The sequence below is a fragment of the Pseudomonas sp. NFACC04-2 genome (assembly GCF_900119265.1).
GTDB classification, from domain to species: Bacteria; Pseudomonadota; Gammaproteobacteria; order Pseudomonadales; family Pseudomonadaceae; genus Aquipseudomonas; species Aquipseudomonas fluorescens_AA.
The window spans coordinates 257,075-283,515 of the sequence record NZ_FPJC01000001.1; the positions used below are offsets into that span (position 1 = coordinate 257,075).

A 26,441-nucleotide genomic window follows, 5' to 3' on the forward strand; every position below is an offset into this window, starting at 1 on the left:
CCCCCATTATTATTGTTATGGCTTGGTACGTTGCCAGTCCTGGAGCATAGTCCTGAAACCTGCAATCTAGAGCCACTTCGGAAGCTGACCTATCCTATCGGGCTTTCGAAAGGTCTGACAATCGACGCCGCGTTATCTTTTGTTAACCACGGGGGTTGGCGCTGGGGGTGAATGGCGGGGTATTCGGTGGGGTGATGGCTGTATTTCAAAGGAAGATCGGTGTTGCCCCATTCGCGAGCAAGCCCGCTCCCACATGGAATTTGCGGCGAACACAAAGCTCGTGCGCACTGAAAATCCCATGTGGGAGCGGGCTTGCTCGCGAAGAAAGCACCGCGGTCTGACAGACCGCAGCACAAACATTACGCCAGGCTCTTGCTCACCACCTCGAACACATCGGCCGACAGCCCGCCTGACGCCAGGATGCGTTCCAGTTCGCCTTTCATCAACGCCTGGCGGGCGCTGTCGTATTTGCGCCAGCGGGTCAGCGGGGCCAGTTGCCGGGACGCGATCTGTGGGTTGAAGCCATTGAGCTGGATCACCAGGTCCGCCAGGAAGCGATAACCCGAACCGTCGGCGGCGTGGAAGTTGATCAGGTTCTGCCCGGCGAACGCACCGACCAGTGCCCGCACCTTGTTCGGGTTCTTGATATTGAACGCCGGGTGCTCCATCAACGCCTTGACCCGTGCCAGGCCGCCGGGCAACGGGCTGCCGGCCTGGACGCTGAACCATTGGTCCATGACCAGCGGGTTGCCCTTGAAGTTTTCCGCGAACACTTCCAGGGCCTTGGCCTTCTCGGCTTCGAACGGCGAATTGACCAACACCGCCAACGCCGTGAGGCGTTCGGTCATGTTATCGGCGGTGTCGAACTGCTCCAGGGTCGCGCTCAACACTTCAGGCTTGCCGGTGAGCATCAGGTACGACAGCGCGATGTTCTGCAACGCGCGGCGGGCGAAATGCTCGGCCTCGGCCACATACGGCGTGCGTTTCGACAGGTCGCGGTTGGCTTCATAACGCAGCCACAGCGCTTCGAACAGGTTCTCGGCCAGCTGCTGGCGGGCGAACTCACGGGCAGCGTGGATCGCCTCGACATCAGCCACTTCGCTGATTTCCGTCAGGTAGGCTTCGCTGGGCAGCGAGAGCATTTCCGCGACCATGGCCTGGTCCAGGGACTCGTCCGACAGCACGGTGCGCAACGCGCTGACCAGGCGCGGGTCCAGCGACAGGCTGGCGCCCTTCTGATGTTGGGCGATCAGTTCCTGCAACACTTGCACCGACAACTGCTGGCCGGCATCCCAGCGGTTGAAGCCGTCGCTGTCGTGTTGCATCAGGAACATCAACTGGTCGCGGTTGTACGGAAAGCTCAGCTTCACCGGCGCCGAGAAGCCACGCAGCAGCGATGGCAAGGGTTGTTCGGCGATATCGACAAACGTGAAGGTCTGCTCGGCTTCGGTCACCGAGATCACCCGGGAGGTGCCGCTTGCCGCCGCATCACCGGCCAGGCGCAATGGCATTTCGGCGCCTTTGCTGTCCAGCAGGCCCAGTTCCACGGGAATCACGAACGGCAGCTTTTCCTGCTTGTCCGGGGTTGGCGGGCAGCTCTGGCGGAAGGTCAGACTGTAGGTCTTGGCAGCGGCGTTGTAAGACTCGCTCACCGCCAACCGTGGCGTACCGGCCTGGCTGTACCAACGCTTGAACTGCGCCAGATCGACGCCGTTGGCATCTTCCATGGCCTTGATGAAGTCGTCGCAGGTCACGGCCTGGCCGTCGTGGCGTTCGAAGTACAGGTCACTGCCCTTGCGGAACCCCTCAGGCCCCAGCAGGGTGTGGATCATGCCGACCACTTCCGAGCCCTTTTCGTACACGGTCAGGGTGTAAAAGTTGGAGATCTCGATAAAACTGTCCGGACGCACCGGGTGGGCCATGGGGCCGGCGTCTTCGGCGAACTGGTGGGTGCGCAGGTACGCCACGTCCTGGATGCGCTTGACGGTGGCGGAGTTCATGTCGGCCGAGAACCCGGCATCGCGGAACACTGTGAAACCTTCCTTGAGCGACAGCTGGAACCAGTCGCGGCAGGTCACGCGGTTGCCCGACCAGTTATGGAAGTATTCGTGGGCCACGATCGCCTCGACCCGCTGGTGCGCGGCATCGGTGGCGGTTTCGGCACGGGCCAGCACGGCGCTGGAGTTGAAGATATTGAGCCCCTTGTTCTCCATGGCGCCCATGTTGAAGTCGTTGACCGCGACAATCATGAAGATGTCCAGGTCGTACTCGCGTCCGTACACCTCTTCGTCCCAGCGCATCGACTTCTTCAGGCTGGTCATGGCGTGCTGGCATTTGTCGATGTTTTCCGGCTCGACGTAGATGCGCAGCGCCACATTACGTTCGGTCATGGTGGTGAAGGTGTCTTCGACGCACCACAGGTCACCGGCCACCAGGGCAAACAGGTAGGCCGGTTTCTTGAACGGGTCTTCCCAGGTCGCCCAGTGCCGACCGTCTTCGCCGGGGCCGCTGGCAATCGGGTTGCCGTTGGACAGCAGCACCGGATAGCTGTGCTGCTCGGCCACCACGGTGGTGGTGAACTTGCTCATCACATCCGGACGGTCGAGGTAATAGGTGATCTTGCGGAACCCTTCGGCCTCGCACTGGGTGCAGAACATGCTGCCGGATTTGTACAGGCCTTCCAGGGCGGTGTTGGTTTCCGGATGGATCCTGACGGTGGTGTCGACCGTAAAGGCCTGGGCCTTGGGGTGCACGGTCAGGTGATTGTCGTCCAGCTGATAATCGCCCTGCCCCAGGTCGGCATCGTCGAGCTTGAGGGAGATCAATTCAAGGTGCTGACCATCGAGCACCAGCGGCGGCAGCCCGGCGCCGCGCTCGGGGTTGCGGCGCATCACCAGTTGCGCATGGACCAGGCTGTGGTCCTCGAACAACTCGAAGGTCAGATGTGTTTCGTCGATCAGGTACTCGGGGGCCTGATAGTCCTTGAGGTAAATCATCTTCGGTTGTTCGGTGCGCATGGGTCGAATCCTTCTACTGATGCACGGCGAGCTGGTAGGCCGTGTATTTACGAATGTTGATCACGCCGGTGTCGAAAATCAGGTATTGGCCCTTGATCCCCAGCAGCGTGCCTTCGGCGATCGGGTTCTTGTCCAGGTTGAAGCTGACGATCTTGGCCGGGTACTGCTCCACCGGGTAACGAATCTCGATGGGCTCGACGTCCGCTATGGTCTGGATCGCTTGCAGGCCGAATCGTTCCTGCAAGCCTTGCAAACCCTGGGCGCAGCTTTCGAACAGAGCGTCGCGGATCGCCGGCAGGTCCACCGCTGTCGCGTCGCCCTTGAGCAAGGCGCGCCAGTTGGTCTTGTCCGCTACTTGGCTGCGGAACAGGTCTTCGACAAACCCTGACTGCTGGCGGGTGGCGACCCGCAGGATCGGCAGCGCCTGGCTGGCGCCCTGGTCCAGCCAGCGGGTCGGCAATTGCGTGGCGCGGGTGATGCCGACTTTCACGCCCGAGGAATTGGCCAGGTAGACCACATGATCGGTCATGCAGAATTGCTCGCCCCAGGCCGGGTCACGGCAGGTGCCCGCGTCGAAATGACAACGCTCCGGGCTCATGATGCACAGGTCGCACTGGGCCAGTTTGGTCATGCAAGGGTAGCAGTAACCCTGGCTGAAGCTGGTCTTGGTCCGGCGTCCGCAATGGGTGCAGTGGATCGCGCCGAGGTACTCCAGGCGGATCGTGCTGCCGATCAATGGGTTGACCGGCACCTCGACCTCGTCCAGGCGAAAGGCGTATTGAACGGTCGGCCCGTCAAGGCGTGCCGACATCTTGCTGATTGCACCACGGCCAATCTCGATCAATGGATGGCGTCCGACTTGAACAGGATATTGGGCACTTCGATCGACTTCGACTGGCATTCCTGCGGGCCCATGTAGCCGGTTCGCTCGTCTTCAGGCAGGTTCTGGACTTCCCAGGCGATCATGGCCTGCAGCGACAACTCGCGCTGCTCGGCGGTGAGCTTGTTACCGTCGGCCCATTTACCGATTTCCACGGCCAGTTTCAGGCTGCGGTAGATATCGGGGGTGATGTTCTTGATCATTTCATTGAAGGAAGACATGGGTTCTCCGCGCAATCGCGCATTCTCAAAAGGCACAGGCGCCGGTCAAAGGGCCATTTTACGGCGAGCGAACAGCCCGCCCAACAAGCCTGTGAAGCATCCGACGAGCAGCCCGCCGACGTGGGCGGCATTGGCGATTTCACCGAAGCCGATCAGCGAAACCAACCCGGACAGGCACAGCAGCAACCACACCAGCATCATCACCAGCACCCCACGGGGCAAGTGGTAGGCCGGGTTCGGTGCGAGCAGTTGGTAGATCCAGCAATGGCCCAGCAGGCCGTACAAGACCCCCGACAACCCGCCGAACAGCGTCGGCCCGCTGAAAAAGTACTGGGCGAAATTGGAAACGAGGCTGAACAGCAGCGTCAGCCCCAACAGGTTGATACCGCCCTGGCGCGCTTCGATCCGTCGCCCCAGTTCCCAATACCACATGCCATTCATGGCGATGTGCAGGAAGCCGAAGTGAATCAGCATCGGCGTTACCAGCCGCCACCACTGCCCCGCCGCCAGACTATCGCCCAATGGTGTGAACTGGATGTAGTCGCCAACGACGCGAAACTCGAGGAAGGTCAACCAGCGTAGCGTCGCAAGATTCTCCCCCAACAGGGTGACCGCGCTGACAATCAGGCTCAGCAACAGCACCAGGGCCGTCACTGGATGGCGGGTCAATTGCTGGACGAACCCCGCTCGCCGGGAAGTGCCCCCCGTGTCTGGCAGTTCCAACTGCTGATCGGGATCGCCGGCGGGGAAACGGGCGTACAACGCACGCACGTCCTCGCAGACTTCATCCGGCACCCAGAGCACCTGCTCGCCGGCCTCTTCGCTGACGCGATGGGGCACCTGCATGCGTTGCAGCAGCTTGACGAAGCCGCTCAGGTCCACTGCCAGGGGCAGGCGCAGAACCGCGACGGCACTCACTGCACCACCTCCGGTCGCTCGACATCGACCCAGACGAACTTGTGCGGATCCAGGCGGGTTTCCTGGTCGAGGCGATAGGCGACCAGCTTGCCGTAGAGCACCGCGCTGTAATCCAGACAGGCCAGGTTCGGGCGGATCGGCGCGGGTTTGCCGCTGCGCCAATAGTGACCGACGAACAACAGCGGCTCATCGACGCCATAGCGCAGCAGGTTGTTTTTTTCATCCGGCGACAGCGGCGTGCGGGCCACCGGTTCCGGCAAGGCGTCGGGCTGGAACACGATGTCACCGTAGGTCTGCGGGTTGTCTTCCCAGAACTTGGTGCGGAAAAACGAACGGGTCAGGCCATCGCCACCCGTCAACGTCAGGCCGTGGGGCAGGCGCATGTCCGTGCCGCGCAGCAAGCGATCGAACACCGTGCAGGCAAAACTACCCGGTTGCGCCGAGGCCTGGAGGAAATGCTCGTCGACGCAACCGTCCGGGAACAGGCCCCGCAGCGGTTCGATCAAGCCCGCATCCCAACAGGCATGCACCACCCGGAAGCGGCCAGCGTCGACAAACAGCGGCAGCTCATAGAACCATTCGAGAAAGTCATGCCAGTCGCCGGGATGCTGCTCGAACTGGGTCAGTGTCTCGTTGAGCAGACGGGCATGACGCGGCGTGTGTTCGCGCACGTAGCGCTGGCCGCTGCCTGGCAATGCCGGGGTGCTCCAGCCCAGGGCGTTGAACTCGTGGTTGCCCATGATGCACAGCGCTTGGCCGGCCATGACCATGTCATGGACGATGTGCAGCGCCTCGCGGATCCGCGGGCCACGGTCGATGATGTCCCCCAGGAACACGGCCATGCGCGACGGATGCCGCCAGACCCCGCCCTGCTTGTGGTAACCGAGTCGGTCCAGCAGGTGTTCCAGGGTCAGGGCGCATCCGTGCACGTCACCGATCAAATCGTAACTGCGCGCAGGATCGAGCATCAGTCGCCTCCACCCCCCAACCGACTGCCCCAGCCAAGCTTGGTCCGGCAGACTTCGTAGTAATTGTGATCCAGCGGATGGATCAGGCGCAGTTTCTGCGCTTTTTTGCTGACGGTGATGGTGTCACCCGGCGCGCAGGTGAAATGGTTCTGGCCGTCACAGGACACTTGCGGGTAGATCTGCATATCCTTGGACACGACGATTTTCAGCTCACTGTTGCCATCGACCACGATCGGTCGCCCAGACAAGGTATGGGGGTACATGGGCACAATCACAATAGCGTCGAGCTTGGGATGCATGATCGGCCCGCCGGCCGACAGCGCATAGGCGGTGGAACCGGTGGGGGTGGCGACGATCAGGCCGTCGGCTTTCTGGCTGCAGACGAACTGGCCGTCGATGTACAGCTCGAATTCGATCATCCGCGTGGATTTACCAGGGTGCAGCACCACGTCGTTGAGGGCATCGCCCTGGCCGATGGCCTCGGCGTGCCGGCGGACCTCGGCCTGCAGCAGGAAGCGGTTTTCCACCAGGTAGTGACCGTCCAGGACCTCGGCGACCTTGATCTCCAGCTCGTCGGGGCGGATATCGGTGAGGAACCCCAGGCTGCCGCGGTTGATCCCCAGCACCGGGATATTGTGCCGCGCCAGGGCCCGGGCAGCCCCCAGCAGACTGCCGTCGCCGCCGACCACGATCACCATGTCACAGACTTCGCCGAGCATCTTGCGCGACGAGGTCTGCAGGCCATGGCCCGGCAGGACTTCGGCGATGGTATCTTCGAGGATCACATGCAGGTGCCGCTCCAGGAGGAAACGTTTGAGACGGCGAACGGTGTCCAACACCTGCGAACTGCCCAGGCGACCGATGATGCCGATATTGCGAAATTGCTCCATGAGGCTCCTGCGAGGGTCTGCGGCGGGCGAAAAACACGATTATGGGCGAAAGCGCGCCGTAGACAAAATCCTTTAAGCCTTCAGCGCAACGGCTATGCTCGCAAGATGATCCTGTTCCCTGAATTGCTGGACTTGCCCCGACGCCTGCACCATCCCGAAGTGCGCGACCTCGCGTGGGCGATCATCGCCCCGCCGATGCTCATCGACACGCCCTGGCCCCAGCGCCATCCCCTGACTGGCAGTGACTGGGTGCAGGAGCCTGGCCGGCTGGAACACTGGCTGCGGCAACTGGACCGCGACAGCTACCCATTGCTGCATTGCCTGTCCCAAGGGCGAACGCGACGCCTGGGCCTGTATTACGAAAGGCTGTGGCAGTTTGCCGTGCAGCATGCCCCGGGCATCGAATTGATTGCCGCGAACCTGCCGATCCGGCGCGAAGGCCATACTCTGGGCGAACTGGACCTGTTGCTGCGTGATCGTGACGGCATCCACCACCTGGAACTGGCTATCAAGTTGTACCTCGGACCCCAGCACGGAAACGGGCTGGACGCCGCGCAATGGCTGGGCCCGGGCTGCCATGACCGACTCGACCGCAAGCTGGCGCATCTGCGCGAGCACCAATTGCCGATCTCGGCCCGCCCGGAAAGCCGCGAGGCCCTGGCGGCACTGGGGATCGAGCCCTCGGGCCTCGAACTGTTTCGCTCCGAACTCTGGCTGGGCGGGTATTTGCTCTACCCCTGGCCGGGCCAGGCCGAACCACCGGCCGGTGCCCACCCCAGGCATTTGCGCGGTCGCTGGCTGCATCAACGGGACTGGTCTGCGTTCATCGCCCAACGTCCGCCAGGTCGCTGGCAACCCCTGCCCCGCGCCGCCTGGCTGGCCCCGGCCCATTATCCGACCGAACAAACCTGGGGCACCGCGCAACTGGACGCCTGGCGAATGGCCCTGGACCCCATGGCGCCGGCACAGTTGATGGTGCGCCTGAGCGAAAACGCCGAGGGCGAGTGGGAAGAAGCCGAGCGAGTGTTCCTGGTGGCGGATCGTTGGCCGGATGTGCCGGGCAACAGCTGAGTTGGGCAGTGTCTGGACCTCCGTCTTCGCGAGCAAGCCCGCTCCCACATGAGAATGCATTTCAATGTGGGAGCGGGCTTGCTCGCGAAGGGGCCACTACGGTCTAGAGTGACAACCGCACAGCCAGCGCCGCCAACGTCACCAGCAACACTGGCACCGTCAGCACAATCCCGACCTTGAAGTAATACCCCCAGCCGATCTGGATATTCTTGCGCGCCAGCACATGCAGCCACAGCAACGTCGCCAGGCTGCCAATCGGCGTGATTTTCGGGCCCAGGTCGCTACCGATGACGTTGGCGTAGATCATCGCCTCCTTCACCACCCCGGTGGCCTGGCTGGCGTCGATGGACAAGGCGCCGATCAGCACCGTCGGCAAATTGTTCATGGCCGACGAGAGCAGCGCCGTCAGCACACCGGTGCCCATGGCCGCGCCCCACACGCCATATTCGGCGAAACCGTCGAGCCAATGGGCCAGGTAACCGGTCAGCCCGGCGTTGCGCAGGCCATAGACCACCAGGTACATGCCGAGGGAAAAGATCACGATCTGCCAGGGCGCTTCCTTCATCGCCTTGCGGGTGGAGATCTTGTGACCGTGGGCCGCGACCGCCAGCAGCAGCGCAGCACAGACAGCCGAGATCGCACTGATGGGAATCCCCAGCGGCTCCAGGGCAAAGCAGCCCAGCAGCAGGATCACCAGTACCGCCCAGCCGGCATAGAACGTCGCCTTGTCGTGGATCGCCGTCGCCGGGTCATCCAACTGATGCGGGTCATAGTCACGTGGGATATCGCGGCGAAAGAACCACAGCAGTATCGCCAGGCTGGCCGCCACGCTCACCAGGTTCACCGGCACCATGACCGCCGCGTAGCGATTGAAACCAATGCCGAAGAAGTCCGCCGAGACGATGTTCACCAGGTTCGACACCACCAGCGGCAGGCTCGCACTGTCGGCAATGAAACCAGCGCCCATCACGAACGCCAGGGTCGCCGCCGGGGAAAACCGCAGGGCCAGCAACATGGAGATCACGATAGGCGTGAGGATCAGCGCCGCCCCGTCATTGGCAAACAACGCCGACACCAACGCCCCCAGCAAGACCATGAAGGCAAACAGCTTGCGCCCACTGCCCCGGCCCCAGCGAGCCACATGCAAGGCCGCCCAGGCGAAGAACCCCGCCTCGTCCAGCAGCAGGCTGATGATGATCAGCGCGACGAACGTCCCGGTGGCGTTCCAGATGATCTGCCAGACCAGCGGGATGTCACTGACCTGCACCACCCCGCTCAACAAGGCCAGCACCGCGCCCAGCGTCGCGCTCCAGCCAACGCCCAGACCCTTGGGCTGCCAGATCACCAATGTAATGGTCAGCAGGAAAATCAACGACGCGATGAGCATGCGCAACAGCCTTGAAAAAGAGATGGGAAAGAAGAACTCAGCAGCAACGCGCCACCGGACGATCAGGCATGGCGTTCAAGCGCTGCACATCCGCTGTCAGCCAGGCGGTACTGGCCGCCAACGCCTGCTCCAGCATCGTACTGACCCAGGCCGGTAACTGCGGGTGCTGGCGGTAATAAACCCACTGCCCCTGGCGTCGGTCGCTGAGCAACCCAGCGTTGCGCAACTGCGCCAGGTGCCGGGAGATCTTCGGTTGGCTCAGGCCCAGCGCAGCGGTGAGCTCACAGACACACAACTCGCCCTCACGGGCCACCAGCAACGCAATGCGCGTACGCGTGTCGTCGGCCAGGGCCTTGAAGACGTCGACGGGATTGGAGGAATGGGGCATGGCGTGGGCGAGCCTGTGATGAGCGAATGGCGAATATATGGATATTCGAATATTCAGTAAAGCGGGGATTTGGATTTGCCAGATGCGTTTGCAGATGTACATGCGCTTGTGGCGAGGGGATTTATCCCCGCTGGGGCGCGAAGCGCCCCCATTCAAATTGTCTGGCACACCAGGGTGTTGGGTTTGGGGCCGCTTCGCAGCCCAACGGGGATAAATCCCCTCGCCACAGAGGTGCTTAGTTTGAAGTTCCAGTGGCCGTCAAGCCTTCTTATGCTGCTCGACCCACTTGCCATAGGCATCGATGAATTTCTGCAAGAACGGCCGTACCGACTCCGACAGATTGCCCGCTTCGTCGAACGCCGTCCCGGCGTTACTCAGGTAGCCTTCCGGCTGCTGCATGCAGGGCACGTCAAGGAACACCAGGGACTGGCGCAAATGATGATTGGCGCCGAAACCGCCAATGGCGCCCGGCGAAGCGCTGATCACCGCGCCCGGTTTGCCGCTCAGGCAACTCTGGCCGTAGGGACGCGACCCCACATCGATGGCATTTTTCAACGGTGCCGGCACTGAACGGTTGTATTCCGGCGTGACGAACAACAAGGCATCGGCCGCGCCCACCTGCTGGCGGAAAGTGCTGTAGGCTGGCGGAGGAGAAACATCGATGTCTTCGTTGTAGAGCGGCAACTCGCCAATCTCGATGATATTCAGCTTGAGGTTGGCTGGCGCCAGATCAGCCAGTGCCAGCGCGACCTTGCGGTTGATCGATGCCTTGCGCAGGCTGCCCACCAAAACGGCCACTGTGTAGACATTACTCATGAGAGGCTTCTCGACTGTCGGCTCAAAGGAGCCTGTAGTTATAGATGATCGGGGTGACAATTGGACCAGTGGAGCGACAAAAACCGGCCGGCTGGACTATTTTTTTCATGTAGGAAAACTTACCGCGCTTGACCAGGGTCTACAGAACCGCAAATCGAGTGATTTATTTCCAGAGGTTCTAAGCAATGGCAGCAGTACTTGTCGGACAATTTCATGCGCGAGACGCCGAAGGTCGCGTCTATTCGGTGCATGAGTTTCAGGAATCGACCCCGTCGCCCGACGGAAACGGCAAGGAGCCTGTCACTACCTATAAATTGGCTATTGGTGATCGAGTCAACAAACTCGACGATGGCAAATTTATTCTCGTGCAATCTCAAATCGAATTGACGCGCGAACCGGAAACGCCACTGCCCACTCAAACGCCCACTGAAACGCAAATAGCTTCATAACCGTTGGTTATGAGCAGAAGTCATGCCCGGACTTGGGTTAGGATTCAGCCAATCAATGGCTCACCCGCCGAACATGGACTTCTTGCATGCGTTTACGCCACATCGAAGTGATCCAGGCGCTGCTGCAGACCGGCCACCTCGGCACGGCGGCCGAATGGCTGCAACTGCCGGTGGCGGAGGTCGAGGCGATATTGCGCGATGCCGAGGCCCAATTGGGCTTCATGCTATTCGCCAGCGTGCGCGGTCGTTTGCAGGCCACCCGGGAAACCCTTGAATTGCGTGACGGTATCACACGGGTGTACGACACCCTTGAACCGGTGCAGCGCCTGGCCAGCAGCCTGAAACACCATCAGGCAGCGCCCTTGCGCATTATCTGCACGCCGCCGCTGGCCCAGCAGTTGCTGCCCCAGAGTATCGCCGCCTTGCGTCGTCGCCATCCGGATGCACCGTGCACTTTGCTCAGCCGACCGACCCGCGACATCGTCCACAGCCTGCTGTTGCGCGAAAGCGACCTGGGCCTGAGCCTGCACGACCCTGAACATCCCGACATCCATTGCCAGATGATCGCCCAGGGCAAACTGCAATTGCTCGCGCCCCACGGCTGGCTGCAACCCCGTCAAAAATATATTTCGCTTCAGGACCTGGCGGGCCAGCCTCTGGTGGGCCTGGATGGCCATGACCCGCTGAGCCCTGCATTCGAGCATAAACTGGCGGCGCTGCGTCCGGCCCCCATGATCCAGCTTCGCGTCCAGACCCACCAGATGATGCGCGCCATGGTCGAGGCCGGCGAAGGCCTGGCCATCGTCGACCCGTTCACCGCCTCGGGCGCCAAGGACGGCGGCCTCGACGTCTGCCCGGTATCGCCCGCCATCGCGATTGGCCTCTATGCCCTGAGCCTCAACGGCGCGCCCTCTTCACCCGCCCTTCAATCGCTGCTGGAACGAATTACGGAACAAGCCGAGGCGTTGCTGAGCCACTGATCGACATGCCCAGTGGGTCGTCGAACAACCGGTACCAGAACAGCGCGACTTCGGCGGTATGCCGGTCAATACCGCGATAGCGCAGGTGATCGATACCACCCAGCACATAACCGCAACGCTCATAGAGCCGGCAAGCGCCCAGATTGTTGTTCTGGGTCTCGAGCATGATGCCCGGCAGTTTTTTCTTGCGACTCCAGAACTGGGCGACATCGAGCAACGCCTTGGCCACCCCGTGGCGACGGGCCGGGGCGTGTACCGCCAGTTCGTCGATGTGGGCATAACCGTTCCAGTTGGTACTGACCACCAAGTGCCCGACGGGCTGGTCATCGAGGTAGGCCATGAAGATCTCGCTGTCCGGGGCATCGCGGAAGCTGCTGAACTCTTCGGGATCGATGCCATAGCACTTGCGATAGGGAACGATGGGCGTCACCGGCCATTGGCTGACGGGACGGCCGATCTGTGCCGTCGCGTAGTCGCTGACTTCAAAGCTGAAATCGCTGCCCCAGATGTAGGCGGCAAAGCCATCATCGACGATGCGCACCGACAGTCCGGGGTGCTTGGGATTCATGACTGGTTGCATGCTGGGGAAGGTCCTCATTCCTTGAAGCAACCAACGGCGTGGTGCCATCCATTGCCCTTGTCTTTCAAATCATCACACATCAAGCGGGATCCGTACCGTAGCCTGCCCGTTACCTCAGGGTAGAAGGTCGTGGCGATTGTGGCGAGAAATGAACAATGGGCGCCCCTGCGGAAACGGGCTTGATCGCAATGGCGGTAGTCCAGCCTGCATCAATGCTGAATGTGCCGCCGTCATCGCGAGCAAGCTCGCTCCCACAGGAGGGGGTTCATCCGTGCGTGGCGGCCTGTGCCTCGGCCAACTGTGTCCACAATGCCGGAGCACCCGCGGACTTGGCGATGGCTTCCAGACGCGCGGCATGCTCGGCCAGGTCGCTTTCGCTGGCGCGAATGATCCGCGATGGCTGGCGGTCGGCGGGCAAACGGCGAATTTCCGTGGCCTGGTTGCCAGAGCCTTCGCCGGTACCGTTGCCGTCCGAGGCGTTGCCGGCCAGGGACAGGCTGGTCTGGCCGCCGGTCATCGCCAGGTAGACGTCGGCCAGGATCTCGGAGTCGAGCAAGGCGCCGTGCAGTTCACGGCCAGAGTTGTCGACACCGTAGCGCTTGCACAAGGCGTCGAGGCTGTTGCGCTGCCCCGGATGCCGTTCCCGGGCCATCATCAGGGTATCGAGAATGGTGCAATGCTGGGTGATGTCGGCCCGGTCGTGTTGCCCCATCAGGGCGAATTCATTGTTGATGAACCCCACGTCGAACGCCGCGTTGTGGATGATCAACTGCGCGCCCTGGATGAATTCGAAGAACTCATCGGCCACCTCGGCAAAACGCGGCTTGCCCACCAGGAATTCGTTGGTGATGCCGTGGACGCCGATAGCGCCCTCGTCGCTTTCGCGGTCCGGTTGCAGGTAAACGTGGAAGTGGCGACCGGTCAGGCGCCGGCCGATCAGCTCGACACAACCGATTTCAATAATCCGGTGACCATCGGTCACCGGCATGCCGGTGGTTTCGGTATCCAGTACTACAGATCTGTTGGCCATCAGTGTTCAGCTCTCAGCGGGCAGTCTTGCAAAAGCGCGGATCTTAACACGCTCACGCCAGTGCATCCGCAATGTCCTGTCAGCCAGGCTTTTTATGACTTGGCGCTCTTGTGGCGAGGGAGCTTGCTCCCGCTCGGTTGCGCAGCGACCGCCCCAGGGGCCTGCTTCGCAGTCCAGCGGGAGCAAGCTCCCTCGCCACAGGTGTCATCCTGTCCAGATCCTGACAACACCCCTATCAGGCCTGCTTGTAGCCCCGCACCTCATCCACCCCACGATTGGCCAACTGGTCGGCCCGCTCGTTGCCGTGGTGGCCGATGTGGCCGCGCACCCATTTCCAGGTGACGTTGTGGCGGTTGACCTGCTCATCCAGCAACTTCCAGAGGTCTGCGTTTTTCACCGGTTCCTTCGCCGCCGTCTTCCAGCCGCGCTTCTTCCAGTTGGCCATCCACTCGTTGATGCCTTTCATCACGTATTGCGAGTCGGTCACCAGCAGTACATCGCAAGGCCGCTTGAGCTCTTCCAGGCCACGGATGGCGCCCATCAGCTCCATGCGATTGTTGGTGGTATTGGCTTCGCCGCCCCAGAGTTCCTTCTCCACGCCCTTGCACACCAGCAACGCGCCCCAGCCGCCCGGGCCGGGGTTGCCTTTGCAGGCGCCATCAGTGAAGAGTTCTACGCTATCGCTCATGCCAATCTATCCAGAAAAAATGCAAAGGCCAGCCGATCAGGCGGTTGATGCCTGTAGTCGAAAGGCCGGCCAGGCCTGCTAAAAAGGGTTATGGCTCGATGTGACGACGATTGACCTTGGCCATCGGCAAGGGAATCAGCTTGCCCATCGGCTCGCGTCGCGCCTGACGCACCGGGCGCAGCCCGACCGCGATCTTGCGTGCCACCAGCAGGTAGAAACCACCGCCGGACAGCTGCCAGTCGCCGGCCCTGCGCTCCCAGCCGGCCAGGCGAGCCTGCCACTTGGGTGACGCAAGCGGCGGACGATAGCACCCGAAGCGGCGTTTCTCCAGCGCGAAGCCCAGCAGGTTGAGCCAGTCGCCGACCCTCGACGCCGAGATACAGCGGGCCTGGCGCAAGGCGTCGTGGGCAAATACATGACGCAACCCCCAGGTGCTCCAGGGGTTGATACCGATGATCAACAGATGCCCGCCGGGGCGTACGCTGCTGGCGGCTTCACGCAACAAACCGTGGGGCGACAGGCAGAAATCCAGGCCGTGCTGCATGACCACCACGTCGGCGGCATGCTCGCTCAGCGGCCAGGCCTGCTCCTCGCAGACGATTTCCACCCCGGGCAACGGCGCCCCCAGACGTACGTTGCGCTGGACCTGCGGTGCCGACGGCGGCGTTTGCGCCGAAGGCCCGTAGTGCACCAGATAGCCGCCAAAGAACCGGCCCAACTCGTCTTCGAGCATGCGCCGTTCCTCTTCCAGCAAAAATTGCCCGACAGGGCCGGACAGCCATTCACGGGCGGCGCTGATCAACGCCAGCCAGTCAGGATCAGCCTGAGCGAACGCTTCATCGGTCATTGCATTCTCCAACGCGTCAGGAAGTTCTAAGATGCGCCTTTGTTTTCCGCTTGGCGAATTCCGCGATGATACAGATCAGTGCCCTGCCCGCGTTCACCGATAACTACATCTGGTTGTTACAGGACCACTCCACCCAGCGCTGCGCCGTGGTCGACCCGGGTGATGCCGCGCCAGTACAGGCCTGGCTCGACGCCCATCCGGGCTGGGTCCTGAGCGACATTATGATCACCCATCATCACCATGATCATGTTGGCGGCGTCCAGGCGTTGAAGAATGCGACGAACGCCACCGTCTACGGCCCGGCCAGCGAAAACATCCCGGCGCGGGACCAGGCCCTGCATGACAACGACCAGGTCAGCGTGCTCGGCTGGGACTTCGATGTCTACGCGGTACCCGGTCATACGCTGGGGCACATCGCCTACTACCACCATGGCCTGCTCTTTTGTGGCGACACCCTGTTCGCCGCCGGTTGCGGCCGGCTTTTCGAAGGCACGCCCGCGCAGATGCACCATTCCCTGGATCGCCTCGCCGCCTTGCCTGAAGATACGCTGGTCTACTGCACCCATGAATACACCCTCAGCAACCTGAAGTTCGCCGCCGCCGTGGAGCCGGGCAACCCGGACATCGCCGCCCGCCTGGAAAAAGTCGTCCGCCAACGCAACGAAGGCATCATGACGCTGCCCTCCACCCTGGCCCTGGAAAAACTCACCAACCCGTTCCTGCGCACGACTGAAACATCCGTTAAACAAAAAGCAGACGAACGGAGCGGTCAGCGAAACCAGACGCCGAGTGAGGTTTTTGCGGCCTTGAGGGCTTGGAAAGATACGTTCTAAGGCAGCTATCGATTGATACAAAAATTCTGAAAGGTTGACCTGTTGGGGTGCGCTTCCTAGAATCGGCCGACATTTTTGCCCGGAACTTACTTCCAGCCAATGTCGTCATCTATACGCAGGTCCGTCCAGTCAGACACATTGACCCGCTTGGCTCAAGCCATTGCGGTGGCTGTGTCCGCCACCCTGGCGGGCTGCCAGAGCACGAGCCAGCTGCCGCAGACCGACGCGGCGCACACCCCGAATATCGCCGCTCGCGCCAAACAGAAGCCGGTATGGCTCACCGAGAAACCCAGCCCCCAAGTGCCCCAGGACATCTGGGAACGCATGCGCCAGGGCTTCCAGCTGCAGGAAACGGCTGGCGTCAACCCGCGTATCGAGCAACAGCGCCTGTGGTTCGCCAGCAACCCTTCCTTCCTGGAAAACGCCGGTGAGCGCGGCAGCCTGTACATCCATTACATCGTCGAACGCCTTGAAGAACGCAACATGCCGCTGGAACTGGCGCTGCTGCCGGTGATCGAGAGCGCCTACAATCCCATGGCCTATTCCCGGGCCAACGCGGTGGGGCTGTGGCAATTCATCCCGTCCACGGGGCGTTACTTCAACCTGCGCCAGACCCGCTTCTATGACGGGCGGCGCGACATCACCGCCTCCACCACGGCCGCCATGGACTACCTGACGCGCCTGCATGACATGTTCAACGGTGACTGGTTGCTGGCGCTGGCGGCCTACAACGCCGGCGAAGGCACGGTCAGCCGCGCCATCGAGCGCAACGAGAAACTTGGCCTGCCCACCGATTACTGGAACCTGCCGCTGCCCAGCGAGACCCAGGCCTATGTGCCGAAGTTGCTGGCACTGTCCCAGGTGGTGCTCGCGCCCGACGCCTATGGCGTGAACCTCAACCCGATCGCCAACGAACCCTATTTCCAAGTCGTCGAGATCAACCAGCGCATGGACCTGTCCAAGGTCGCGGCGGTGGCCAACATCGACGAAGACGAGCTGTTCCAGCTCAATCCTGCCTTCAAGCAGCGCACCACCATCGACGGCCCCCAGCACCTGCTGGTGCCGACGTCCAAGGCCCAGTTACTGACCGCCAGCCTGTCGACCATGCGCCCGGAAGAGCTGATCAGCCAGCGCGCACTCAAGCCGGTTTTCGAATCAGTCGACGACAGCGAAGTGGAAGGTGCCAGGCGCACCTACCGCGTCAAGCGCGGCGACAACCTGGCCCAGATCGCCAAGGCCAACAACGTCCAGACCAAGGACCTGCAACGCTGGAACAAGCTCAGCGGCAACAAACTCAAGGTCGGCCAGACCCTGGTAATGCAAGACGCCAAGGCCAGCAAGGCCACCGGCAAGCGCATCAGCACGGTGGTGGCCGCCAACAGCAAGAACCAGAAGAAACAGACCCAGTACAAGGTCAAGCAGGGCGATTCGTTGTACGTCGTCGCCAAGCGCTTCAATGTGGAAATGCAGCACCTCAAGCGCTGGAACCCGCGGATGGGCAAGGCGCTCAAGCCGGGACAGATGCTGACGGTGTATTCCCCGCACTGACCGAGGGACTCTCTGTGGCGAGGGGGCTTGCTCCCGCTGGGCTGCGCAGCAGCCCCAAAAGCAGCGACGCAATCCACCTGTCGCACCGAGGTGCCAGATTCGGGGTCGCTTCGCAACCCAGCGGGAGCAAGCTCCCTCGCCACGGTTAAGCAAACCCTGAAGCTTTGAGCCCCCGCCTTTTTCCTGCCGATACAAGCTGTTACTGTACAGGCCATAAAAGCCCAAGCCGCCTGGATCGGATCTCAGACTTGATACGTCCCCTCCTCCTGTTCCTGATCAGCCTGGCCTTGAGCTCTCCCGCCAGCGCAGCCATCAGCGAAAGCCATGGCTATGCGCAGTTCGGCACGCTCAAGTACCCGGCCAGATTCACCCACTTCGACTGGGTCAACCCGCAAGCGCCCAAGGGCGGAGTCTTGCGGGTCATGGCATTCGGCACCTTCGATACGCTCAATCCCTACACGTTCAAGGGCAGCAGCCCGATTTCCACGCCCAATTTCCTGCAATACGGCATCAATGAGCTGAACGAACCGCTGATGGTCGGCACTGGCCAGTATGCACCGTCCGGCGATGAACCGACGTCGAGCTATGGGCTGATCGCCCAGTCGGTGGAATACAGCGAAGACCGCAGCTGGGTGGTGTTCAACCTGCGCCCCGAAGCGCGGTTTCACGACGGCGTGCCCATCACCGCCTATGACGTGGCGTTCTCTTACAAGACGCTGCTCAAGGATGGCCACCCGCAATACCGCACCAACCTGCAGGAAGTGCTGCGGGTCGACATTCTCAACCCGCTGAAAATCCGCTTCGTCTTCAAACGCGCGGGCAATCCCTTGCTGATCCTGCGCCTGGGTGAGCTGCCGGTGTTGCCCCAGCATTACTGGAAAGGCCGTGACTTCAAGGCGACGACCTTCGAACCGCCCCTGGGCAGCGGGCCGTATCGCATCACCAAAGTGCAGCCAGGCCGCCAACTGGTGTTCGAACGGGTCAAGGACTACTGGGGCAAGGACCTGCCGGTCAATCGCGGCAAGTACAACTACGACCGCATGGACGTGGAGTTCTACCGTGACAGCGAAGTCGCCTTCGAAGCCTTCAAGGCCGGCGAGTTCGACATCTACATCGAACATCAGGCCAAGAACTGGGCCAACGGCTATCAATTCCCGGCGGTCAACCGGGGCGATGTGATCAAGGCGCAGATCCCCCACCAGATTCCGACCCAGACCCAGGGCCTGTTCATGAACACCCGGCGCGGCACATTCGCCGACGTCAAGGTGCGCGAAGCCCTGGGGCTGATGTTCGATTTCGAGTGGACCAACCGCACCCTGTTCAGCGGCGCCTACAAGCGCACCCTCAGCTATTACCCCAACAGCGAATTCTCCGCCACCGGCCTGCCGGTGGGTCATGAATGGCTGCTGCTCAAGCCGTACCGGGATCAATTGCCGCCCAAACTGCTCACCGAACCCTTCAGCTTGCCCAAAACCGACGGGCGCGGCATTCCCCGGGAAACCCTGCGCAAGGCATTGGGACTCTTGAAGGAAGCCGGCTGGAATCTCAGCGGCCAACGCCTGCTGAACGCCGACCACCAGCCCCTGAGCTTCGAAATCCTGCTGGTGAACCCGAACCTGGAGCGTATCCTGCAACCCTACGTCGAAAACCTTGCCAGCATCGGTGTTCAAGCCCGGCTGCGTACGGTGGACCGCGCCCAATACAAACAGCGCCTGGACCAGTTCGACTTCGACATGATCCTGCTGACCTTGAACCAGACACTCAGCCCGGGCCTCGAGCAATGGCAGTACTTCCACTCCAGCCAGGTCGGGGTCAAGGGCAGCAAGAACTACGCCGGGATCGCCAACCCGGTGGTTGACCATCTGTTGGAAAAACTGCTCGCCGCCCAGACCCGCGATGAACAGGTCGCCGCCGGCAAGGCCCTGGATCGCGTACTGCTGTGGCAGCATTACTGCATTCCCAACTGGTATCTCAATTATCATCGCCTGGCGTACCGCAACCGGTTCGCCTTCGTCACCACGCCGCCCTATACCCTGGGCCTGAGCGCTTGGTGGCTGAAATCTTCGGAGAAAGATCAATGAAGCCTTTTCGCGCCCTGCTCCTGCAGGCCAGCAGCCTGTTATTCGCCGGGCTGGCCTGCGCCGCCCCGCAGCATGCCGTGACCTTGTACAACGAGCCGCCGAAATACCCGGCCGACTTCAAGCATTTCGATTACGTCAATCCGGACGCGCCCAAGGGCGGTATCTTCCGCCAGGGCGGCTTTGGGGGGTTCGACAGCCTCAACCCGTTCATCAGTAAAGGCGTGCCGGCCGATGACATCGGCCTGATCTACGACACCCTGGCCAAGCAAGGCCTGGACGAACCCTTTACTGAATACGGCTTGATCGCCGAAAAAATCGAGAAAGCCCCCGACAATGGCTGGGTGCGCTTCTACCTGCGCCCCGAAGCCCGCTTCAACGACGGTCATCCCGTGCGCGCCGAAGACGTGGTCTTCAGCTTCCAGACCCTGACCAAGGACGGCGCACCGATGTTCCGCGGCTACTACAACGATGTTGCCGAAGTGATCGCCGAAACCCCACTCAAAGTGCTGTTCAAGTTCAAACACACCAACAACCGCGAATTACCGCTGATCCTCGGCCAATTGCCGGTATTGCCGAAGCACTGGTGGGCCGAGCGTGACTTCAACAAGGGCAACCTGGAGATCCCCCTGGGCAGCGGCCCCTACAAGGTCGCCGAAGTGAAGGCCGGCCGCTCGATCCGCTATGAGCGGGTGAAGGACTATTGGGGCAAGGACCTGCCGGTCAATCGCGGGTTCTACAACTTCGACGTGCTGGTCACCGACTACTACCGCGACAACACCGTCGCGGTCGAAGCCTTGAAAGCCGGGCAGTTCGATTTCTGGCTGGAAATGACCGCCAAGAACTGGGCCAACGCCTACAACATCCCGGCCGTGACCGAAGGCCGGCTGATCAAGGAACAGATCCCCAACGGCAACCCCACCGGCATGCAGGGCTTTGTCTACAACCTGCGCCGGCCGGTCTTTCAGGATGTGCGGGTGCGCAAGGCCTTGAGCCTGCTGCTGGATTTCGAGTGGACCAACAAGCAACTGTTCAACGGCGCCTACGCCCGTACCCGCAGCTATTTCGAGAATTCGGAAATGGCCGCCACCGGCCTGCCCGGCGAAGACGAACTGAAGATCCTCGAGCCCCTGCGCGGCCAGATTCCCGAGCAGGTCTTCAGCGAAGCCTTCCAGCCTTCGATGTGCGACGGCAGCGGCATGATCCGCGACCAGCAGCGCAAGGCCTACCAATTGCTGCAGGAAGCTGGCTGGCGCATCGTCGACGACAAGATGGTCGACGCCCAAGGCAAACCGGTGGTGCTGGAGTTCCTGCTGGCCCAGACCGAGTTCGAGCGGATATTACTGCCCTTCAAGCGCAACCTGAGCGACCTGGGCATCGAACTGGTGATCCGCCGGGTGGACGTGTCCCAGTACGTCAACCGCGTACGCTCCCGGGACTTCGACCTGGTGGTGGGCAGTTTCCCGCAATCCAGCTCGCCGGGTAACGAACAGCGTGAGTTCTGGATGTCCGCCGCCGCCGACAAGCCCGGCAGCCGCAACACCATGGGCCTGAAGGACCCGGCCGTGGACCAACTGGTAGAGCAACTGATCAATGCCGATTCGCGCAAGAGCCTGGTGGCCCATGCCCGTGCCTTGGACCGGGTACTGCAATGGGGCTATTACGTGATTCCCAACTGGCACATCAAGACGTGGCGCGTGGCCTACTGGAACCACATCGGCCATCCGAAAATCACGCCGACCTATGACATCGGCACGACCACCTGGTGGGTCAAGCCGGAGGTCAAGCCAGCCGATGAAGTAGAGAAGCAGGTCATCGAGCAGCAAATCGCCGCCCCTGCGAGCGTGGAGTAACAAGATGCTGGCTTATATTTTTCGGCGACTGCTGCTGATCATCCCGACCCTGTTCGGCATTCTGCTGATCAACTTCGTCATCATCCAGGCCGCGCCCGGCGGGCCGGTGGAACAGATGATCGCCAAGCTCGAGGGCTTCGAGGGCGCCACCAGCCGCATCGCTGGCGGCGGAGCCGAAGTGTCGGTGGCCGGTTCTTCCTACCGCGGTGCCCAGGGCCTGGATCCGGCGCTGGTCAAGGAAATCGAACGCATGTACGGCTTCGACAAGTCGGCTCCCGAACGCCTGTGGATCATGATCAAGAACTATGCCCACCTGGACTTCGGCGACAGTTTCTTCCGCGACGCCAAGGTCATCGACCTGATCAAGGAAAAGATGCCGGTGTCCATTTCCCTCGGGCTGTGGAGCACATTGATCATGTACTTGGTGTCGATCCCCCTGGGGATCGCCAAGGCCACCCGACACGGCAGTCATTTCGACGTATGGACCAGTTCGGCGATCATCGTCGGCTATGCGATTCCCTCATTCCTGTTCGCCATCCTGCTGATCGTGGTGTTTGCCGGCGGCAGTTATTTCGACTGGTTCCCGCTGCGCGGGCTGACCTCCAACAACTTCGACGAATTGAGCATGGGCGGCAAGATCCTCGATTACTTTTGGCACCTGGCCTTGCCTGTGACCGCCCTGGTGATCGGCAACTTCGCCACCATGACCCTGCTGACCAAGAACAGCTTCCTCGACGAAATCAACAAGCAATACGTGGTCACCGCCAAGGCCAAGGGCCTGACCCGTCATCGGGTCCTCTACGGCCATGTCTTCCGCAACGCCATGCTGCTGGTGATCGCCGGCTTCCCTTCGGCGTTCATCGGGATCTTCTTCACCGGTTCCCTGCTTGTGGAAGTGATCTTCTCCCTCGACGGCCTGGGCCTGATGAGTTTCGAAGCGGCCATCAACCGCGACTACCCGGTGGTGTTCGGCACGCTGTTCATCTTCACTCTGCTGGGGCTGGTGGTGAAACTGATCGGCGATTTGACCTACACCTTTGTCGATCCGCGCATCGACTTCGAAAGCCGGGAGCATTGAGATGAACCTGTCCCCTCTCAATCGGCGTCGTTTCGAACTGTTCAAGGCCAACAAGCGTGGCTGGTGGTCGCTGTGGCTATTCCTGATCCTGTTCGGGCTGAGCCTGGGCGCCGAGTTGATCGCCAACGACAAGCCGCTGGTGGTGCATTACGACGACGGCTGGTACTTCCCGGCCCTCAAGCGCTACCCGGAAACCACCTTCGGCGGCGAGTTCCCTCTGGAAGCCAACTACAAGAGCCCGTACATCCGCGAACTGCTGGCGGCCAAGAACGCCTGGGTGCTGTGGGCACCGATCCCCTTCAGCTACCAGAGCATCAACTACGACCTGAAGGTCCCGGCCCCGGCACCGCCCTCTTCCGTGAATTGGCTGGGTACCGATGACCAGGGCCGCGATGTTTTGGCCCGAGTGATCTATGGCTTCCGTATCTCAGTGCTGTTCGCCCTGACGCTGACGCTGCTCAGTTCGATCATCGGCGTGATCGCCGGCGCCTTGCAGGGCTTCTATGGCGGCTGGGTCGACCTGGCCGGCCAACGCTTCCTGGAAATCTGGTCCGGGCTGCCGGTACTGTACCTGCTGATCATCCTCGCCAGTTTCGTACAGCCGAACTTCTGGTGGCTGCTGGGCATCATGCTGCTGTTTTCCTGGATGAGCCTGGTGGACGTGGTCCGCGCCGAATTCCTGCGCGGGCGCAACCTGGAATACGTGCGCGCCGCGCGGGCGCTGGGCATGCAGAACGGCGCGATCATGTTCCGTCACATCCTGCCCAACGCCATGGTCTCGACCATGACCTTCATGCCGTTCATCCTCACCGGCGCCATCGGCACCCTCACCGCCCTGGATTTCCTCGGCTTTGGCCTGCCGCCGGGAGCGCCGTCCCTGGGCGAATTGGTGGCCCAAGGCAAATCCAATCTCCAGGCGCCATGGCTGGGCATCAGCGCGTTCGCCGTGCTGGCGCTGATGCTGAGCCTGCTGGTGTTCATCGGCGAGTCCGCTCGCGACGCCTTCGATCCGAGGAAGTGATATGAACCGGGACAATCTGATCGAAGTACGCGATCTGGCGGTAGAGTTCATCGTAGGCGAACGCCACCAGCGCGTGGTCGAGGGCGTCAGCTTCGATATCAAGCGCGGCGAGACCCTGGCCCTGGTGGGTGAAAGCGGCTCGGGCAAGTCGGTCACCGCCCACTCGATCCTGCGCTTGCTGCCCTATCCGCTAGCCCATCATCCCACCGGGACCATCCAGTACGCCGGCCAGGATTTGCTGGGGCTGAAGGAAAAAACCATCCGCCATATCCGCGGCAACCGGATCGCGATGATCTTCCAGGAGCCGATGACCTCCCTGAACCCGCTGCACTGCATTGAAAAACAGATCAATGAAGTGCTCGGCATCCACAAGGGCCTGACCGGCAAGGTCGCCACACGCCGGACCCTGGAGTTGCTGGAGCTGGTCGGCATTCCCGAACCCCACAAGCGCCTCAAGGCCCTGCCCCACGAGTTGTCCGGCGGCCAGCGCCAGCGAGTGATGATCGCCATGGCCCTGGCCAACGAGCCGGAACTGCTGATCGCCGACGAGCCGACCACCGCGCTGGACGTCACCGTGCAGCTGAAAATCCTTGAATTGCTCAAGGAATTGCAGGCGCGATTGGGTATGTCGTTGCTGCTGATCAGCCACGATTTGAACCTGGTGCGAAGAATTGCGCATCGCGTATGTGTCATGCAGCGCGGTTGCATCGTCGAACAGGCATCGTGCGAAGAGTTGTTCCGCGCGCCGCAGCATCCGTACACTCGGGAACTGCTGGGCGCCGAACCCAGCGGCACCCCGGCGAACAACGTCGTGGGCCCGCCGCTGTTGCAGGTCGAGGACCTGAAAGTCTGGTTCCCGATCAAGAAAGGTCTGTTCAAACGCACGGTGGACTATATCAAGGCCGTGGACGGTATTCGCTTCAGCCTGCCTCAGGGGCAAACCCTGGGCATCGTTGGCGAAAGCGGTTCCGGCAAATCCACCCTGGGGCTGGCAATCCTGCGGTTGATCGGCAGCCAGGGCGGGATCCGCTTCGAAGGCAAGCAGCTCGATAGCCTGACGCAGCAACAGGTCCGGCCACTGCGCCGGGAGATGCAAGTGGTGTTTCAGGACCCGTTCGGCAGCCTGAGCCCACGAATGTGTGTGAGCCAGATCGTCGGCGAAGGCCTGCGGATTCACAAGATCGGCACCGCGGCCGAACAGGAACAAGCGATAATCGCGGCATTGAAGGAGGTAGGCCTGGACCCGGAAACCCGGAACCGCTATCCCCATGAGTTTTCCGGAGGGCAACGGCAGCGTATCGCCATTGCCCGGGCCCTGGTGCTCAAGCCGGCGTTGATTCTGCTGGATGAACCAACGTCGGCCCTGGACCGTACCGTACAACGCCAAGTGGTGGAGCTGTTGCGGTCGTTGCAAACCAAGTACAACCTGACGTACCTGTTTATCAGCCATGACCTGGCTGTCGTCAAAGCGCTGAGCCACCAATTGATGGTGGTCAAGCATGGCCAAGTGGTCGAACAAGGTGATGCCCGCAGCATATTCGCCGCGCCGCAGCACCCCTATACACAGCAGTTGCTGGAGGCCGCCTTCCTGGCCCCAACAACTGCCGAATAACCTGAAAAGAGGAGCAACACATGGGTTTTCTCGCCGGTAAGCGCGTACTGATCGTCGGTGTAGCCAGCAAGCTGTCCATCGCATCCGGCATCGCCGCCGCCATGCATCGCGAGGGCGCTGAGCTTGCCTTCACTTATCAGAACGACAAACTCAAGGGTCGTGTCGAAGAGTTCGCACAAGGCTGGGGCTCGAGCCCTGAGCTGTGCTTCCCGTGCGACGTGGCCAGCGACGAAGAAATCGCCAAGGTCTTCGAAGCGCTGAGCAAGAAGTGGGACGGCCTGGACTGCATCGTGCACTCCGTGGGCTTCGCCCCGGGCGACCAGTTGGACGGCGACTTCACCGAAGCCACCACCCGCGAAGGTTTCCGCATTGCCCACGACATCAGCGCCTACAGCTTCGTGGCCCTGGCCAAAGCCGGTCGCGAAATGATGAAAGGTCGCAACGGCAGCCTGCTGACCCTGTCGTACCTGGGCGCCGAGCGCACTATGCCGAACTACAACGTCATGGGCATGGCCAAGGCTTCCCTGGAAGCCGGCGTACGTTACCTGGCCGGTTCCCTGGGCCCGGACGGCACCCGCGTCAACTGCGTATCGGCCGGCCCGATCCGTACCCTCGCCGCTTCCGGTATCAAGAACTTCCGCAAGATGCTGGCCGCCAACGAAGCGCAAACCCCGCTGCGTCGCAACGTCACCATCGAAGAAGTCGGCAACGCCGGCGCCTTCCTGTGCTCGGACCTGGCGTCGGGCATCAGCGGTGAAATCATGTACGTGGACGGCGGCTTCAACACCACCGCCATGGGTAATCTCGAAGAGTAATCTTCACCGCGCATAAAAAAGCCGCGGGCTCTGCAAAGGGCCTGCGGCTTTTTTTATCCCGATTTCCGCGGAAAACCAATCAAAACCAAAACAAGGGAGAACACAAACAGCCCCCCCCCCAATACACCTGCGATGGTGTCGTACGTGTAGATGGCGGCGACGAACGTCCCCATGAGCGACGTAAGGAAAAGCAGGACATTGGTCAACGCATACACGCCAATGCGCCATTTGAAAGCATGTCGCCTTAGAAGCCTTTGAAACAGATAACCCAACCCCGTCAGGGCCACCGAAGCGGCGGTCAAGATGATCAGCATGACCGTGTACATCGCTACCGCGGGAATACCCCGGGTATCACTTAAATCATTGGGATTTTCCGAGACACCCTCCAGCGCAAAAAAGAACAACAATGCGCATGCGCCCATCACTGAAGCAATGGCGGCGAGACTTAATGTGTTTCTTCCTGCTGCCATGGC

25 protein-coding genes are annotated in these 26,441 nt (G+C 61.5%); 11 read left to right on the forward strand and 14 right to left on the reverse strand.

All coding sequences use genetic code 11. The features are described from left to right. Positions 1-359 precede the first annotated feature (359 nt). From pepN to BT125_RS01130, 6 genes are read right to left on the reverse strand one after another with little or no spacing between them, the layout of a single operon-like run. Positions 360-3,017 carry an aminopeptidase N gene (gene pepN, locus BT125_RS01105; protein WP_072404540.1) on the reverse strand — a complete coding sequence of 886 codons (2,658 nt, stop codon included), beginning with the start codon at positions 3,015-3,017 and terminating at the stop codon, positions 360-362. A gap of 13 nt (positions 3,018-3,030) precedes the next feature. Further along, positions 3,031-3,861, reverse strand: coding sequence for a DUF2797 domain-containing protein (locus BT125_RS01110; RefSeq protein WP_072404542.1), 831 nt, complete (start codon positions 3,859-3,861; stop codon positions 3,031-3,033). Continuing rightward, positions 3,858-4,118 carry a YeaC family protein gene (locus BT125_RS01115; RefSeq protein WP_072404544.1) on the reverse strand — a complete coding sequence of 87 codons (261 nt, stop codon included), beginning with the start codon at positions 4,116-4,118 and terminating at the stop codon, positions 3,858-3,860. Before BT125_RS01115 ends, BT125_RS01110 begins: the two co-directional genes overlap by 4 nt. A gap of 45 nt (positions 4,119-4,163) precedes the next feature. Further along, complete coding sequence (locus BT125_RS01120; RefSeq protein WP_072404546.1) at positions 4,164-5,036, reverse strand: rhomboid family intramembrane serine protease; 873 nt, start codon at positions 5,034-5,036, stop codon at positions 4,164-4,166. Continuing rightward, positions 5,033-6,007, reverse strand: a complete 975-nt coding sequence (locus BT125_RS01125; RefSeq protein ID WP_170866796.1) for a metallophosphoesterase — start codon at positions 6,005-6,007, stop codon at positions 5,033-5,035. The genes BT125_RS01120 and BT125_RS01125 overlap by 4 nt, the downstream gene beginning before the upstream one ends. Then, entirely contained in the window at positions 6,004-6,894 is an 891-nt protein-coding gene (locus tag BT125_RS01130) for an NAD(+) kinase (protein WP_003180647.1), read from the reverse strand. The genes BT125_RS01125 and BT125_RS01130 overlap by 4 nt, the downstream gene beginning before the upstream one ends. A 105-nt stretch (positions 6,895-6,999) precedes the next feature. On the opposite strand from BT125_RS01130, the gene BT125_RS01135 reads away from it, so the two are divergent. Continuing rightward, entirely contained in the window at positions 7,000-7,965 is a 966-nt protein-coding gene (locus tag BT125_RS01135) for a DUF1853 family protein (RefSeq protein WP_072404550.1), read from the forward strand. Between the two features lie 103 nt (positions 7,966-8,068). Here the strand turns inward: BT125_RS01135 and BT125_RS01140 are convergent, their stop codons facing one another. The 3 genes from BT125_RS01140 to BT125_RS01150 form a co-directional block, all read right to left on the reverse strand. Beyond that, positions 8,069-9,352 carry an arsenic transporter gene (locus BT125_RS01140; protein WP_072404552.1) on the reverse strand — a complete coding sequence of 428 codons (1,284 nt, stop codon included), beginning with the start codon at positions 9,350-9,352 and terminating at the stop codon, positions 8,069-8,071. 37 nt (positions 9,353-9,389) lie between these two features. Beyond that, positions 9,390-9,740: a metalloregulator ArsR/SmtB family transcription factor gene (locus tag BT125_RS01145; RefSeq protein ID WP_072404554.1), complete on the reverse strand. Its 351-nt coding sequence runs from the start codon at positions 9,738-9,740 to the stop codon at positions 9,390-9,392. 258 nt (positions 9,741-9,998) lie between these two features. Continuing rightward, entirely contained in the window at positions 9,999-10,556 is a 558-nt protein-coding gene (locus tag BT125_RS01150; protein WP_072404556.1) for an NADPH-dependent FMN reductase, read from the reverse strand. Between the two features lie 185 nt (positions 10,557-10,741). Here BT125_RS01150 and BT125_RS01155 point away from each other — a divergent pair, with 185 nt between their 5' ends. Both BT125_RS01155 and BT125_RS01160 read left to right on the forward strand, forming a co-directional pair. Further along, positions 10,742-11,005 carry a hypothetical protein gene (locus BT125_RS01155; RefSeq protein WP_072404558.1) on the forward strand — a complete coding sequence of 88 codons (264 nt, stop codon included), beginning with the start codon at positions 10,742-10,744 and terminating at the stop codon, positions 11,003-11,005. Between the two features lie 86 nt (positions 11,006-11,091). Further along, positions 11,092-11,985: a LysR family transcriptional regulator gene (locus tag BT125_RS01160; protein WP_072404560.1), complete on the forward strand. Its 894-nt coding sequence runs from the start codon at positions 11,092-11,094 to the stop codon at positions 11,983-11,985. On the opposite strand, the gene BT125_RS01165 is transcribed toward BT125_RS01160, so the two are convergent. The 4 genes from BT125_RS01165 to BT125_RS01180 form a co-directional block, all read right to left on the reverse strand. Continuing rightward, a complete protein-coding gene (locus tag BT125_RS01165; RefSeq protein ID WP_060741973.1) occupies positions 11,951-12,565 on the reverse strand; it encodes a GNAT family N-acetyltransferase in 615 nt (204 codons plus the stop codon). The two genes, BT125_RS01160 and BT125_RS01165, sit on opposite strands and share 35 nt — an antisense overlap. Positions 12,566-12,830: 265 nt before the next feature. Then, positions 12,831-13,595, reverse strand: coding sequence for a DNA polymerase III subunit epsilon (dnaQ, locus tag BT125_RS01170; RefSeq protein ID WP_072404562.1), 765 nt, complete (start codon positions 13,593-13,595; stop codon positions 12,831-12,833). A 235-nt stretch (positions 13,596-13,830) separates the two neighbouring features. Continuing rightward, positions 13,831-14,283 carry a ribonuclease HI gene (gene rnhA, locus BT125_RS01175; RefSeq protein ID WP_030142629.1) on the reverse strand — a complete coding sequence of 151 codons (453 nt, stop codon included), beginning with the start codon at positions 14,281-14,283 and terminating at the stop codon, positions 13,831-13,833. A gap of 88 nt (positions 14,284-14,371) precedes the next feature. After that, positions 14,372-15,130, reverse strand: coding sequence for a class I SAM-dependent methyltransferase (locus tag BT125_RS01180; RefSeq protein WP_072404563.1), 759 nt, complete (start codon positions 15,128-15,130; stop codon positions 14,372-14,374). A 65-nt stretch (positions 15,131-15,195) separates the two neighbouring features. Between BT125_RS01180 and gloB the strand changes: the two genes are divergently transcribed. The 8 genes from gloB (at position 15,196) to fabI (ending at position 25,968) form a co-directional block, all read left to right on the forward strand. After that, complete coding sequence (gloB, locus tag BT125_RS01185; RefSeq protein ID WP_072404951.1) at positions 15,196-15,963, forward strand: hydroxyacylglutathione hydrolase; 768 nt, start codon at positions 15,196-15,198, stop codon at positions 15,961-15,963. A 99-nt stretch (positions 15,964-16,062) separates the two neighbouring features. After that, the gene (locus tag BT125_RS01190; protein ID WP_072404565.1) at positions 16,063-17,511 is read left to right on the forward strand and encodes a transglycosylase SLT domain-containing protein; all 1,449 of its coding nucleotides are present in this window, start codon (positions 16,063-16,065) and stop codon (positions 17,509-17,511) included. A gap of 248 nt (positions 17,512-17,759) precedes the next feature. Next, positions 17,760-19,592 carry an extracellular solute-binding protein gene (locus BT125_RS01195; protein WP_072404567.1) on the forward strand — a complete coding sequence of 611 codons (1,833 nt, stop codon included), beginning with the start codon at positions 17,760-17,762 and terminating at the stop codon, positions 19,590-19,592. Further along, positions 19,589-21,442 carry an extracellular solute-binding protein gene (locus BT125_RS01200; RefSeq protein ID WP_072404569.1) on the forward strand — a complete coding sequence of 618 codons (1,854 nt, stop codon included), beginning with the start codon at positions 19,589-19,591 and terminating at the stop codon, positions 21,440-21,442. The genes BT125_RS01195 and BT125_RS01200 overlap by 4 nt, the downstream gene beginning before the upstream one ends. A 4-nt stretch (positions 21,443-21,446) precedes the next feature. After that, positions 21,447-22,520 carry a microcin C ABC transporter permease YejB gene (locus tag BT125_RS01205; RefSeq protein ID WP_063320733.1) on the forward strand — a complete coding sequence of 358 codons (1,074 nt, stop codon included), beginning with the start codon at positions 21,447-21,449 and terminating at the stop codon, positions 22,518-22,520. A gap of 1 nt (position 22,521) precedes the next feature. Continuing rightward, the gene (locus BT125_RS01210) at positions 22,522-23,541 is read left to right on the forward strand and encodes an ABC transporter permease (protein ID WP_072404571.1); all 1,020 of its coding nucleotides are present in this window, start codon (positions 22,522-22,524) and stop codon (positions 23,539-23,541) included. A 1-nt stretch (position 23,542) separates the two neighbouring features. After that, the gene (locus tag BT125_RS01215; protein ID WP_072404573.1) at positions 23,543-25,153 is read left to right on the forward strand and encodes an ABC transporter ATP-binding protein; all 1,611 of its coding nucleotides are present in this window, start codon (positions 23,543-23,545) and stop codon (positions 25,151-25,153) included. Between the two features lie 20 nt (positions 25,154-25,173). Then, the gene (gene fabI, locus BT125_RS01220; RefSeq protein ID WP_025213267.1) at positions 25,174-25,968 is read left to right on the forward strand and encodes an enoyl-ACP reductase FabI; all 795 of its coding nucleotides are present in this window, start codon (positions 25,174-25,176) and stop codon (positions 25,966-25,968) included. A gap of 53 nt (positions 25,969-26,021) precedes the next feature. On the opposite strand, the gene BT125_RS01225 is transcribed toward fabI, so the two are convergent. Next, on the reverse strand, positions 26,022-26,438 hold the full coding sequence (locus BT125_RS01225; protein ID WP_072404575.1) for a hypothetical protein: 417 nt from the start codon (positions 26,436-26,438) through the stop codon (positions 26,022-26,024). Positions 26,439-26,441: the final 3 nt, after the last annotated feature.

Coding starts and splice junctions, on each gene's coding strand:
- pepN (WP_072404540.1), bottom strand. CDS start 3,017: ATGCGCACCGAACAACCGAAGATGATTTACCTCAAGGACTATCAGGCC.
- BT125_RS01115 (WP_072404544.1), bottom strand. CDS start 4,118: ATGTCTTCCTTCAATGAAATGATCAAGAACATCACCCCCGATATCTAC.
- BT125_RS01130 (WP_003180647.1), bottom strand. CDS start 6,894: ATGGAGCAATTTCGCAATATCGGCATCATCGGTCGCCTGGGCAGTTCG.
- BT125_RS01135 (WP_072404550.1), top strand. CDS start 7,000: ATGATCCTGTTCCCTGAATTGCTGGACTTGCCCCGACGCCTGCACCAT.
- BT125_RS01140 (WP_072404552.1), bottom strand. CDS start 9,352: ATGCTCATCGCGTCGTTGATTTTCCTGCTGACCATTACATTGGTGATC.
- BT125_RS01145 (WP_072404554.1), bottom strand. CDS start 9,740: ATGCCCCATTCCTCCAATCCCGTCGACGTCTTCAAGGCCCTGGCCGAC.
- BT125_RS01150 (WP_072404556.1), bottom strand. CDS start 10,556: ATGAGTAATGTCTACACAGTGGCCGTTTTGGTGGGCAGCCTGCGCAAG.
- BT125_RS01155 (WP_072404558.1), top strand. CDS start 10,742: ATGGCAGCAGTACTTGTCGGACAATTTCATGCGCGAGACGCCGAAGGT.
- BT125_RS01160 (WP_072404560.1), top strand. CDS start 11,092: ATGCGTTTACGCCACATCGAAGTGATCCAGGCGCTGCTGCAGACCGGC.
- BT125_RS01165 (WP_060741973.1), bottom strand. CDS start 12,565: ATGCAACCAGTCATGAATCCCAAGCACCCCGGACTGTCGGTGCGCATC.
- dnaQ (WP_072404562.1), bottom strand. CDS start 13,595: ATGGCCAACAGATCTGTAGTACTGGATACCGAAACCACCGGCATGCCG.
- rnhA (WP_030142629.1), bottom strand. CDS start 14,283: ATGAGCGATAGCGTAGAACTCTTCACTGATGGCGCCTGCAAAGGCAAC.
- BT125_RS01180 (WP_072404563.1), bottom strand. CDS start 15,130: ATGACCGATGAAGCGTTCGCTCAGGCTGATCCTGACTGGCTGGCGTTG.
- gloB (WP_072404951.1), top strand. CDS start 15,196: ATGATACAGATCAGTGCCCTGCCCGCGTTCACCGATAACTACATCTGG.
- BT125_RS01190 (WP_072404565.1), top strand. CDS start 16,063: ATGTCGTCATCTATACGCAGGTCCGTCCAGTCAGACACATTGACCCGC.
- BT125_RS01200 (WP_072404569.1), top strand. CDS start 19,589: ATGAAGCCTTTTCGCGCCCTGCTCCTGCAGGCCAGCAGCCTGTTATTC.
- BT125_RS01205 (WP_063320733.1), top strand. CDS start 21,447: ATGCTGGCTTATATTTTTCGGCGACTGCTGCTGATCATCCCGACCCTG.
- BT125_RS01210 (WP_072404571.1), top strand. CDS start 22,522: ATGAACCTGTCCCCTCTCAATCGGCGTCGTTTCGAACTGTTCAAGGCC.
- BT125_RS01215 (WP_072404573.1), top strand. CDS start 23,543: ATGAACCGGGACAATCTGATCGAAGTACGCGATCTGGCGGTAGAGTTC.
- fabI (WP_025213267.1), top strand. CDS start 25,174: ATGGGTTTTCTCGCCGGTAAGCGCGTACTGATCGTCGGTGTAGCCAGC.
- BT125_RS01225 (WP_072404575.1), bottom strand. CDS start 26,438: ATGGCAGCAGGAAGAAACACATTAAGTCTCGCCGCCATTGCTTCAGTG.